Raw genomic sequence first — 12,156 nt, forward strand, 5'->3', positions numbered from 1 at the left:
CGGTCATCATGGCATCCACCAAGCTCAAGCCCCAGCGCATCGAGGGCACACAGCGCAGGGGCATCGCCCTCCACGCCACCCTGATCGCCGGCCTGCTGCTGTCGGCCTTCCCGTTCTACTGGGCCGTGATCATGGCGACGCACACGTCGACCGAGATCTTCTCCTACCCGCCGAAGCTGCTGCCCGGCCCGCACTTCCTGGAGAACGCCCGCAACCTCTTCGACAGCATCGACTTCTTCGGGTCGATGTTCAACTCCGTGCTCGTCGCGACCACCGTGACGTTCCTCGTCCTGTTCTTCGACTCGCTGGCCGCGTTCGTGTTCGCCAAGTTCCGGTTCCCGGGACGGCGGATGCTGTTCGCGCTGATGATGGCGATCTTCATGGTGCCGATGCAGCTCCAGGCGATCCCACAGTTCGTGATCATGGCGAACCTCGGCTGGATCGGCACGATGACCTCGCTGATCGTCCCGGCGGCGGCCAACGCGTTCGGCATCTTCTGGATGCGCCAGTACATGAAGTCGGCCATCCACGACGAGCTGCTCGACGCCTCGAAGCTGGACGGCTGCGGCTTTATGCGCCAGTACTGGCATGTGGCGCTGCCCGTCGTACGGCCCGGTCTCGCGTTCCTCGGCATCTTCACGTTCATGGGCCAGTGGAACGACTACGCCTGGCCGTTGATCGCCCTCACCAACCCCGACAACGTGACCCTCCAGGTCGCCCTGTCCCAGCTCAACGGCGTCCACGGCACGACCGACTACGGGATGGTCATGACCGGCGCGGTCCTGGCCCTCATCCCCCTGCTGATCGTCTTCGCGATCGGCGCCAAGCAGATCATCGCAGACCTCGGCAAGGGAGCCATTCGCTGATGCCTCGCGATCCACTGATCGCCCTGCGCCCCTGGGAAGCGCCCGAGGTGACCTCGTGGGGGCGGCTGCCCATGAACGCGGTGGACCGGCGCGCCGGGGCGCTGTCCCTCGACGGCCGGTGGCGCTTCCAGCTCCTGCCGTCGCCCGGCCTGGAACCCGGACCCGCGTGGTCCTGGTCCTCCGTCCCCGGCTCCTGGACCCTTGAGGCCACGGACGACCTGCCGCAGTACACCAACGTCCGTATGCCCTGGGACGAGTTCCCGCCGCAGTCCCCGCCCGCGAACCCGACCGGCGTGTACGAGCGCGACGTCGACGTACCCGCCGACTGGGCCGGCCGCCGGATCGTGCTCCAGGTCGGCGCCGCCGAGAGCGTGCTGCTCATGCATGTGAACGGGCGGCCCGTCGGCATCTCCAAGGACTCCCACCTCGCGGCCGAGTTCGACCTCTCCGACGCCGTACGCCCCGGGGAGCGGGCCACCGTGCGGCTCACCGTGGTGAAGTGGTCCGACGCCTCGCACATCGAGGACCAGGACCAGTGGTGGCTCGGCGGCATCACCCGCCCGGTGCTGCTGTACGCCACCGACCCGCTGTATCTCGCCGACGTGACCGTGCGGGCCCGGTGCGACGGGGAGCTGCGCGTGGACTGCCGGGTGCGGTGCGCGTCGGGTGCGCTGCCCGACGGGTGGTACGTCACCGGGGAGCTGGACGGCCGGCTCCTCGCCCGGGACACCGAGTTCGACCGGATCAACGCCGAGGACGAGCGGGTGTCCGACTTCCTCGGCGAGGCGCGCCTCTCGGCCACCGTGGCCGACGTGCGCACCTGGAGCGCCGAGACGCCCGAGCTGTACGACCTCACCGTCCGTCTGCACCGCGCGGACGGTTCGGTCGCCGACACGTCGTCGCAGAGGGTCGGCTTCCGCGAGGTCGAGATCCGCGGGCGGGACCTGCTCGTCAACGGCGAGCGGATCTACATCCGGGGCGTCAACCGGCACGACTTCCATCCGCTGACGGGCCGGACGGTGACGCACGAGGACATGCGCGCGGACCTGGTGACGCTGAAACGCTTCGGCTTCAACGCCGTCCGCACCTCCCACTACCCGAACGACCCCGCGTTGTACGACCTCGCCGACGAGCTCGGCTTCTACGTCGTCGACGAGGCGGACATCGAGTCGCACGACCACGCCCACGAGATCGCCGACGACCCCCGCTACCTCAACGCCTTCGTGGACCGGGTCTCCCGCATGGTGCTGCGGGACAAGAACCACCCCTCGGTGATCATCTGGTCGCTGGGCAACGAGTCGGACTACGGCGCGAACCACGACGCGGCGGCGGGCTGGGTCCGGCGCCACGACCCGACCCGGCCGGTCCAGTACGAGGGCGCGGCCAAGCTCGACTGGGCGGCCACGGACGACGCGTCCGACATCGCCTGCCCGATGTACGCGCCGATCGAGGACTGTGTCGCGCACGCTCTGTCCGGTGAACAGACCAGGCCGCTGATCCAGTGCGAGTACTCGCACGCCATGGGCAACAGCAACGGCACGCTCGCCGACCATTGGGCGGCCATCGAGTCCACCCCGGGGCTTCAGGGCGGGTTCATCTGGGAGTTCTGGGACCACGGCATTCTCCAGCGGGTGAGCGACGGAAGACCGGCCGGACGCGATGGCGTCGGGCTGTACGGCAACGGTGTCGCCGCGCCCGGCCATCGCTGGGCGTACGGCGGCGACTTCGGCGAGGCGGTCCACGACGGCGCGTTCATCGCCGACGGGATCGTGTTCCCCGACCGCACGCCCAAGCCCGTGATGTACGAGCACCGGGAGATCGCCGCGCCGGTGCGGCTGTCCGTGGAGGGCGAGGGCACCTGGCGGGTGCTGCGCGTGCACAACAAGCAGCACTTCCGCGATCTGTCGTGGCTGGCCGCCGAGTGGGAGTTCGCCGCGGCGGACGGCGGCACCTGGACGGTGCCCGCCGTGCTGCCCGACGTGCCGCCCGGCGGTTCGGCCGTCATCGACCGGCCCGAGGTGCTCGACGGGGCGGGCGAGATATGGCTGACGCTGCGGGTCACCACGGCCGCCGACGAGCCATGGGCGCCGCGCGGCACCGAGGTGTGCTGCCCGCAGACGCGCTGGTACGAGGCGGACGAGACGGACGGCGCGGAGCCGGTGGTGGGCGCCGACGCCGGGGCGGACGTGGGGGACGAGCTCGCGGACGACTTGCTCGGGGACGGCTTGGACGACACCGTCCGGGACAGCTTCGGCCGGGTCGTCCCCGGGGCGCGGGGACCGGGTGCCCGGGGCCTGCCCGAGACCGACCCCGACGGCCTGCTCCGGCACCCGTTGCTCGCCGCCCCGCCCGTGCTGAGCCTGTGGCGCGCCCCCACCGACAACGACGTCCTGGGCGGCATGGCCGAGCGCTGGCGGGAACTGGGCCTGCACCGCCCGGAGCGCGAACCGGTCTCCGTGGAGCGCAAGGGCCCCCGGGTCCAGGTGCGCTCCCGCTGGGCGACGGCCGTGGGGCCGGTCGAGCACGAGCAGACGTTCACGGTACTGACCGACGGCCGCACCCTCGTCGAGGAGACCGCGGTGCTGCCGGAGGAGCTGACGGACGTGGCCCGGGTCGGCACCGTCTTCGAGACCGTCCCCGGCCTCGACCGCTTCGCCTGGTACGGCCAGGGCCCCTGGGAGAGCTACCCGGACCGCGCCTCCGGGGCTCCCGTGGGCCACCACTCGGCCGCCGTGGACGAGCTGTTCACGCCCTACCTGCGCCCGCAGGAGAGCGGCGGCCGCCACGGCGTACGGCACTTCTCGCTCACCGGGGGCGGCCACACCCTGGCCGTACGGCTGGACCGGCCCCGCCAGGTCTCGGTGACCCGCTACCGCGCCGAGGACCTGGCCGCCGCCGCGCACCACGACGAGCTGGTGCCCCGGCCGGGCTGCGTGGTGCACATCGACGCGGCGCACCGGGGGCTCGGCACGGCCTCCTGCGGCCCGGACACCTCACCGTCGTACCTCATCGCGCCGGGCATCCACCGCTGGAGCTGGACGCTGCGAGCGCTCTGAACCACGAGCCTTTCCCACGCCTTCCTACGCCTTTCTACGCCTTCCTACGCCTTCCTACGCCTTCCTACGGAGACACTGTGTGCACCTCGCACGAACCGGGGCAGGAGTCCGCCCACGCCCACGCGGGCAGACGTCACTTCCTCCGCGCCACGGCCCTCATGGGCGCGACGGCGGCCGCGCTGCCCGTGGCCGCCGCACAGGCCGCGCCCGCCGAAGCCGTTACCGCACGCCGGCGCCCCGACCCCGACAGCCGCCGTTTCACTCTCGCCGTGATGCCCGACACCCAGTACCTCTTCGACGGGCCGAGCATCGACAAGGCGCCTGTGGAGGCGTCCCTGCGCTATCTGCTGGAGGACGGGCGGGACGAGAACATCGTCTTCCTGTCCCACCTCGGAGACCTCACCCAGAACGGCACCGAGGACGAAGTCGCGGCGATCGGCGAGGCGTTCCGGCTGCTCGACCGGCGGGGCGTGGGCTACAGCGTCCTCGCCGGCAACCACGACGTCCGCTCGTCCACCGACGACCAGCGGGGCGCGTCCCCGTACCTGGACGTCTTCGGGCCGGACCGTTTCGAGGGGAAGGCCACGTTCGGCGGCGCCTCCCCGGACGGCTACAACTCCTTCCACCTGTTCCGCGCGGCCGGGCGGGAGTGGATGGTGCTCGCGCTGGACTGGCGGCTGTCGGCGAAGGGGGTCGCGTGGGCCGAGGAGGTCATGGCCCGGCACCCTCAGGCGCCCGTCATCCTCACCACGCACGAGCTGGTCCACGAGGACGACGCGCTCTCCTCGTACGGGCAGAAGCTGTGGGACCGGCTGATCAAGGACCACGACCAGATCTTCCTCACCCTCAACGGGCACTACTGGCCCGCCGCCCGCGCGACGCGCGAGAACGCGGCGGGACATGAGGCCCACCTGCATCTGACGAACTATCAGAACCGTTACTTCGGCGGCGCGGCGATGATCCGCCTCTACCGCTTCGACCTCGACCGGAACACCATCGACGTGGAGACGATCTCCCCGTGGATCCTGGGCCGGGCCGCCAAGGGGCTCAACGAGCTGGAGCGGCAGGAGATCGAACTCACGGGTGACGCCGACCGGTTCTCGGTCCCGATCGACTTCGAGGACCGCTTCTCGGGCTTCGCGCCGGTGCCCGCGCGCCCGTCCCGGCCCGCCTCTCAGATGCTCGTGCGCGGCACGGTGGCGTACTGGCGCTTCGACGGCGGGCAGGACGGGGCCGTGGTCGACGGCACCGTCCGGGACCTGTCCGGGCACGGCAACGACCTCGCCCTGGTCACGGTCGGCGGCTCCAGCCTGACCTGGTCGGCGGACCACCACCCGGACCAACCCGGCCACGGCAGCCTGGAGTTCCACGGCGGCAAGCCTCCGCTGCGGGGCGCGTACCTGCGGACGGTCGACGGGGCGCCTCTCAACTCGGCCACGTTCGGGGCCGGTTACACCATCGAGGCCTTCTACCGCCTCCCCGCCGACTGGAACCCCTCACGCCACGCCTGGGCGGGACTGATCAGCCGCACCGGCACCGGCGGCGGCGCGGGCAAAACCGAGGACGACCCCGACGAGCCGCTCGCCACGCTGTCGCTCTCGAACGACCGCGAGCCCCAGTGGGCCGTGCGCCCGCTCAACCAGCAGGGCATCGCGACCAACTGGGGACAGGAGACCCCGCTGGAGACCTGGTGGCACCTCGCGGTCGTCAACGACGGCCGGCGGACCACGCTGTACGTCCAGGGCTGCCCCGTCGTACGGAACCCGAAGGCGGCGGCCGTCGGGCTGACCTCGCTCGGGCTGCCGTGGCTGCTGGGCGGCTACGAGTACGGGGGCCGGATCGACCAGATCCTGCACGGACGGCTCGGCGACGTCCGGATCGTCGAACGGGCGCTGCCCGTCACGTCCTTCATGACCCACTGAGCCCGGAGAGCCATGAGTCAGCAGCTGCCCACCTGGGCCGACCCGTCCGTCTCCCCCGCCGCCCTGGACGCCCAGGGCGTGTCGAGACGCCAACTCCTGTGCCGCGCGGGCCTGTTCGGAGCCGCCTTCGCGCTCGGCCCCGCGGCCACCCCCGCCACTGCCGCCGGCCGGCGCTACGGCGGCAACGACCCCCGCCTCGCCTATCTCGTCGGCGACCACCACATCCACACCGTCTACAGCCACGACGCCAAGTACACGTTCTCCCAACTCGCCGAAGCGGGCGCGAAGTACGGCCTCGACTGGATGGTGTTCACCGAGCACTCCAACATCGGGCACGCCAAGTACGGGGCCCCACTGGAGCACGAGGAGATCCTCAGGGCCCGTGCCGAGAACCCGCGTCAGCTGATCTTCCAGGGCCTGGAGTGGTACATCCCGGCCGCCGAGCACTGCACGGTCTTCGTGGCGCCCGGCCCGCACGAGGTCGACGTCCTCACGAGGTTCGAGAACGCCTACGACGGCAAGCTGCTGGGCTACGACAAGGGCGGCCCCGGCGACGCGGACACCGCACGCAACGAGGCACACGCCGTCAAGGCCATCCGGTGGCTGGCCGAGCAGCGCCGCTCCGGGTACGTCGACGACGTACTGGTGCTCGCCAACCACCCCATGCGCCTGGGCATCGACTCCCCGCACGAGATGCGGGCCTGGCGAGACGCCGGGCGGGGTGGAGGGAAAAATGCGGCCCCCGAGATCATGATCGGCATGGAGGGCGCGCCGGGTGCCCAGGGCGCGGCCATACCCGGCTGGCGCGGAACGACCTCGATCCGGGGCGAGTACGAGAACAAGCCGTCCGCCCAGTCCTGGCCCGGCTACCCGGCGGAGGCGTACCTCACGTACGGCGGCTTCGACTGGGCGACCGCGACGGTCGGTGGCCTGTGGGACTCGATGCTGGCAGAAGGCAGCCTGTTCTCGATCACCACGAACTCCGACGCGCACCGCATCGTGTTCGACACCTGGCGGAACGGCGACTGGCCGCCCGGCCAGAACTTCGACAACACCGGCCGACTGCCCGACCCGGTGAACACCGACACCCCGCAGCCGGGCAGCGACTTCTGGCCGGGCCAGTTCAGCCGCACCCACGTCGGCGTCACGCGCTACGGCTACCGCGCGGTCATGGCGGGCCTGCGCGCGGGCCGGGTCTGGCTCGATCACGGGCATCTGCTCGACGGCCTCGACGTCCGCCTGAAGCGGGACTGCGACCGGGGGCGCGGAGTCACGCTGGGCGGGCGGCTGCGCGTCCGCCGGGGCGAGAAGCTCACCCTGTACATCACCGTGACGAGCGCCTCCCGCCCCAACCCCTGGGGAATCCTCCCCGAGCTGGCCCACGTGGACGTGATCCGCGGCACGGTACACGGCCCGGCGGCCGACCAGGACACGTGGCAGGCACCCGACACCCGGGTCGTCCGCGCCTTGGACGTGAGCGGCCGGAAGGGGACGTACACCCTACGCATCCCACTGGAAGCGGGCGACGACCCCTTCTACGTCCGCCTACGCGGCAGCGACGGCAACCACAACGGAACGGGATATCTGGGGGCCACGGTCGACCCCCATGGCCCGCTCCCCCACGAGCCGGGCAACGGCGACCCGTGGGCGGACACATGGTTCTACTCGAATCCGGTGTTCGTGGACGTTGCCTGACTGTTCACATCCCGGCGCAGTACCGCGCCCCTCAAGGGGCGCGGGGCTGTGACATCGTGCGGCTCCGCCGCGTGGGCGCGACAAGCCACAGACGGCCCGCACCCGCCATACGACATTGCAGCCGAGCTCTCAGGCGTAGAACCGCGACAGACTCTGAAGCACCGCCGCCGGCTTCGCACCCCCCTCGATCTCAATCGTGCCGTCAACAGCGATCTGCACCCCACCGGGCACATCCTCGACCGACGCCAGCTTCCCGACCAGCCGAATCCGCGACCCGACCTTCACCGGCGAGGGGAACCGCACCTTGTTCAGCCCGTAGTTGACCTTGGTCGTGACCCCCTGAACATCCAGCAGCTCGGTGAACAGCGGGATGAAGAGGGCAAGCGTCAGATACCCGTGCGCGATAGGGGCACCGAACGGCCCCTCCTTGGCCCGCTCGGGATCAACGTGGATCCACTGGTGATCCCCGGTGGCGTCTGCGAACGTGTTGATCCGCTCCTGGGTGATCTCGATCCACTCACTGGTACCGAGATCGCTGCCGGCCAGCTTCTTCAGCTCGTCGAGGCCGTTCACGGTGATGCTCATATGGCGTTCCTTAACTAAGAGTTGTTGCCGAAGCGCTTACGCACCCGGGACTTCAGAAGCTTGCCGGAGGCGGTCCGCGGGAGTTCGTCCGCGATCACCACCGACTTGGGGATCTTGTACTTGGCGAGCCGTCCGGCCAGGGACGCGAGGACCTCGTCCGGGTCCAGCTCGGCGCCCTCGCGGGGGACGACGACCGCGCGCGGTACCTCGCCCCACTTGTCGTCGGGCACGCCGATGACCGCGCACTCGACGACGCCGGGGTGGGAGAGGAGCTGGTCCTCGATCTCGGCGGGGTAGATGTTCTCGCCACCCGAGATGATCATGTCCTTGATGCGGTCGACGATGTAGACGTAGCCGTCCTCGTCGACCCGCGCGGCGTCCCCGCTGCGGAACCAGCCGTCCACGAACACGGCGGCCGTCTCCTCGGGCAGCCCCCAGTAGCCGGGCATGACGTGCGGCCCGCGCACGGCCACCTCGCCCGTCTCGTCGACGTCGACCGGTGTCATGTCCGGCCGGACGACGCGTACGTCGCTGAAGAAGTGGGGTACGCCCGCCGAACCCGCCTTGCCGATCGCGTGCTCGGCGTCCAGGAAGAGCGTGCCGGGGGCCGCCTCGGTCATGCCGTAGCCCTGGAGGAAGGTGAGCCCCCGCTCCTGGTACCTGGCGATCAGCGGCGTCGGGACCGGTGAACCGCCGCACGTCAGGATGCGCAGCGACGACAGGTCCGCGTCGGCCCAGCGCTCGTGCCGGGCCACCTGGTCGAACATGGTGGGCACCCCGAACATGAAGGTGATCCGGTGCCGTTCGATCAGGTCGAAGGTGGCCGACGGGTCGAAGGCCTCGACGAGGACGCAGGTGCCGCCCTTGAGCAGCACGGGCAGGGTGAGCATGTTCAGCCCGGCCGTGTGGAACAACGGGGCGGAGACCAGGGCGCGTTCGTCGGTGATCAGGTCGGTGTCGACGAGGACGTTGACCGCGTTCCAGGTCAGGTTGCCATGGGTGAGCATGGCGCCCTTGGGGCGGCCGGTGGTCCCCGAGGTGTACATGACGATGCAGGTGTCGTCGGGGGTGACGGGCTGGTCGATCGGCTCGTCCTCGGCTCCGGCGAGCAACCCCTCGTACTCCCCGCCGACCTCGACGTACGTACGGACGTCCGTGCTGCCCGGCAGGCCCGCGACGAGCCCCGCGTGCGAGGGCGCGTAGACGAGGATCCTGGCGCCCGAGTCGGCGAGCTGGTAGGCGATCTCGGGTCCGGCGAGGCGGGTGTTGAGCGGGACGAAGACCGCGCCGAGGGTGCCCGCGGCGAACAGTGTCTCCAGGTAGGAGGGGTGGTTGGGGCCCAGGTAGGCGATCCGGTCACCGCGGCGCAGGCCGGCGGCGCGCAGGGCGTGGGCGAGGCGCGTGGTGCGCTCGTACAGCTCCGCGTACGTGATGCTGGTGCCCCCGTGGATCAGGGCGGTGCGTCCGGGGGTCTTGCGGGCCCGGCGTGCGGGCCATGACCCCAGTCCCTCATTGCGCATCTGTCCGCCCCTGTCCGTCTTTGCACATGGGGTGCCCCTTACGGTTTCGTCAGCCCGAGCAGGCGGGCCGCGTTCTCCTTGAGGATCTTCGGCTTGACCTCGTCCTTGATGGACAGCTTGTCGAAGTCCGCGAGCCAGCGGTCGGGCGTGAGCACCGGGTAGTCGGAACCGAACAGCACCTTGTCCTTGAGCAGCGTGTTCGCGTACTGCACGAGCTGCGGCGGGAAGTACTTCGGCGACCACCCGGACAGGTCGATATGAACGCCCGGCTTGTGCGTGGCCACGGCGAGCGCCTCGTCCTGCCAGGGGAAGGACGGGTGCGCCAGGATGATCTTCAGGTGCGGGAAGTCGGCGGCCACATCGTCCACGTGCAGGGGGTTGGAGTACTTCAGACGGATGCCTCCGCCGCCGGGCACGCCGGCGCCGATGCCCGTCTGGCCCGTGTGGAAGAGGGCGATGGTGCCGGTCTCCTCGATGACCTCGTACAGGTCGTACGCCACCGACCTGTCGTTGGGGAAGAAGGCCTGGATGCTGGGGTGGAACTTGAAGCCCTTCACCCCGTACTCCTCGACCAGGCGCCGGGCCTGCTTCACTCCGGCCTTGCCGCGGAACGGGTCGATGGAGGCGAAGGGGATCAGTACGTCCGGGTTGGCAGCCGCGGCCTCGGCGACCTCCTCGTTGGCGATGGGCTCGGTGCCGGTGGCGGACTCGGCGTCGACCGTGAAGATCACGGCGGCCATCTTCCGCTCGCGGTAGTAGGCGGCCGTCTCCTGAAGGGTGGGCTTCCGCTTGCCCTCGACCTTGAAGTAGGCGGACGACGCGTCGTGCAGGTCGTCGTCCAGCGAGGACTTGCCCTTGGAGGAGACCTCGGCGTGGGTGTGGACGTCGATGGCCACCAGGTCGTCGGGGTTCATCACGCCTCCGGGAACTTCGGGGCGGGCACTCCCACGGTCTGCGGCTCGGCGCCCAGCGAGTTCGGCCAGACGTCGGCGAGCGCCTGAGGGGTCCAGCCGCCGTCCGCGTACGCCGCCTTGATCTCCTGCGGATGAGACCAGAGTGACACCTTGTCGCCGCCGATGCCGATGGCCTGGCCGGTGATGCCGCGGGCGGCCTCGGAGGCGAGGAACGGGATCAGGCCCGCGCAGTCCTCGGGGGTGCCGAAGCCCTCGCCCTTGCGGAGGAAGTCGGGGAACGGCTTGCCCTCGCGCAGGGCCTCCACGTACGGGGCGAAGACCGGGATGGTCTCGGTCATGGCGGTGGCCGCGATCGGCACGATCGCGTTGACGGTGATGTTCGCCCGGCCCAGCTCCATCGACCAGGTGCGGGCCATGGCGGCGATGCCCGCCTTGGCTGCGGAGTAGTTCGTCTGGCCGAAGTTGCCGCGCTGTCCGGCCGGGGAGCCGACCAGGATCAGGGTGCCGCCCTCGCCCTGCTCGCGCATGCGGACGGCGGCGGCGCGGGCGCAGGTGAAGGTGCCCTTGAGGTGGGTGGTGATCACCGCGTCGAAGTCGTCGTCGGACATCTTCCACAGGACCTTGTCGCGGAGGATGCCCGCGTTGGTGACCAGGATGTCGAGGCGCCCGAACTCGCTCACGGCGCGCTCGACCAGCCGGTCCGCGGCCTCGGACGTGCCGACGGCGACCACCTCGGCCACGGCCTTGCCGCCCGCCTCGGTGATGGACTTCACGGCCTGCTCGGCCACGGCCTCGTCGATGTCGTTGACGACGACCGAGGCGCCGTGGGCGGCCAGGGCCTGAGCGTAGGCCAGTCCGAGACCACGGCCGCTGCCGGTGACGACGGCGACCTTGCCGGTGAGATCAGTGCTGGGCACGAGGGGTCCCTTCGGTGCGACTTCGTGTGCGGGGGTGACGTCGGGTCCGTCTGCGGCCACGATGTCGAGATAGAAGTTAAGAGCAATAATTGTTGACGTCAATAGTTGTTGCCGACTCGCCCGTGCGTCATGCTGGGGGCAGTACGTCCGCACCGCCCCGCCCGGGGCCTCGACCAGGGAGCCCGCCATCGCCAGCCGGCCGACCACCCACCATGCCGCAGGCCCTGCCCCCATCGACGCGCACGAGCCGTGGATGCGCGGGCTGCACGCGGACACGGGCTATCTGCTCTACCGCCTCGGCCTGCGCTCCGGCCAGCTGTTCAACGCCTCCCTCCAGGAGTCGGGGCTGCGCCTGCGCCACTACGCCCTGCTGCGCTTCCTCACCACCTCCCCGGGCGCGCTCCAGCGCGAGCTGAGCGCCTCGCTCGGCTACGACCCGAGCGCGATCGTCGGTCTGGTCGACGACCTGGAGAAGCTGGGGTTCGTCGAGCGCCGCCCCTCCCCCGACGACCGGCGCAGCCGGATCATCGTCCTGACCGAGGACGGCCGGGCCTTCCTGCGCGACTCGGACGAGGCCGGGCAGCGCGCCACGAACGAACTGCTCCAGCCCCTCGACGCCACGGAGCGCGGCATGCTCCACTCGCTGCTGCAGAAACTCGCCGAGAGCGGGCTCGGGTGACG

Annotated in this window: 9 protein-coding genes; 5 read left to right on the forward strand and 4 right to left on the reverse strand. The window is 70.6% G+C overall.

Annotated elements, in window-relative coordinates:
• The first annotated feature begins 8 nt into the window (after nt 1-8).
• The 4 genes from ACWD3C_RS18715 (at nt 9) to ACWD3C_RS18730 (ending at nt 7,539) form a co-directional block, all read left to right on the forward strand.
• Complete coding sequence (locus ACWD3C_RS18715; RefSeq protein WP_451145190.1) at nt 9-866, forward strand: carbohydrate ABC transporter permease; 858 nt, start codon at nt 9-11, stop codon at nt 864-866.
• The gene (locus ACWD3C_RS18720) at nt 866-3,922 is read left to right on the forward strand and encodes a glycoside hydrolase family 2 TIM barrel-domain containing protein (protein WP_451145192.1); all 3,057 of its coding nucleotides are present in this window, start codon (nt 866-868) and stop codon (nt 3,920-3,922) included. Before ACWD3C_RS18715 ends, ACWD3C_RS18720 begins: the two co-directional genes overlap by 1 nt.
• A 77-nt stretch (nt 3,923-3,999) precedes the next feature.
• Complete coding sequence (locus ACWD3C_RS18725) at nt 4,000-5,844, forward strand: LamG-like jellyroll fold domain-containing protein (RefSeq protein ID WP_451145194.1); 1,845 nt, start codon at nt 4,000-4,002, stop codon at nt 5,842-5,844.
• A gap of 12 nt (nt 5,845-5,856) precedes the next feature.
• Complete coding sequence (locus tag ACWD3C_RS18730; protein ID WP_451145196.1) at nt 5,857-7,539, forward strand: PHP domain-containing protein; 1,683 nt, start codon at nt 5,857-5,859, stop codon at nt 7,537-7,539.
• Nucleotides 7,540-7,668: 129 nt separating this feature from the next.
• Here ACWD3C_RS18730 and ACWD3C_RS18735 read toward each other — a convergent pair whose 3' ends face one another.
• Genes ACWD3C_RS18735 through ACWD3C_RS18750 form a run of 4 tightly spaced genes read right to left on the reverse strand, consistent with a single transcriptional unit; the run spans nt 7,669 to nt 11,475 of the window.
• Entirely contained in the window at nt 7,669-8,124 is a 456-nt protein-coding gene (locus ACWD3C_RS18735) for a MaoC family dehydratase (RefSeq protein ID WP_451145198.1), read from the reverse strand.
• 14 nt (nt 8,125-8,138) lie between these two features.
• Complete coding sequence (menE, locus tag ACWD3C_RS18740) at nt 8,139-9,644, reverse strand: o-succinylbenzoate--CoA ligase (RefSeq protein WP_451145200.1); 1,506 nt, start codon at nt 9,642-9,644, stop codon at nt 8,139-8,141.
• Nucleotides 9,645-9,682: 38 nt separating this feature from the next.
• Entirely contained in the window at nt 9,683-10,558 is an 876-nt protein-coding gene (locus ACWD3C_RS18745; RefSeq protein ID WP_451145202.1) for an amidohydrolase family protein, read from the reverse strand.
• Complete coding sequence (locus ACWD3C_RS18750) at nt 10,558-11,475, reverse strand: SDR family NAD(P)-dependent oxidoreductase (RefSeq protein WP_451145204.1); 918 nt, start codon at nt 11,473-11,475, stop codon at nt 10,558-10,560. Before ACWD3C_RS18750 ends, ACWD3C_RS18745 begins: the two co-directional genes overlap by 1 nt.
• A 253-nt stretch (nt 11,476-11,728) precedes the next feature.
• On the opposite strand from ACWD3C_RS18750, the gene ACWD3C_RS18755 reads away from it, so the two are divergent.
• Nucleotides 11,729-12,154 (forward strand): MarR family winged helix-turn-helix transcriptional regulator, encoded by a 426-nt coding sequence (locus ACWD3C_RS18755; protein ID WP_451145206.1) that lies wholly within the window; start codon nt 11,729-11,731, stop codon nt 12,152-12,154.
• Nucleotides 12,155-12,156: the final 2 nt, after the last annotated feature.

Source organism: Streptomyces sp. NPDC002845, assembly GCF_053591955.1.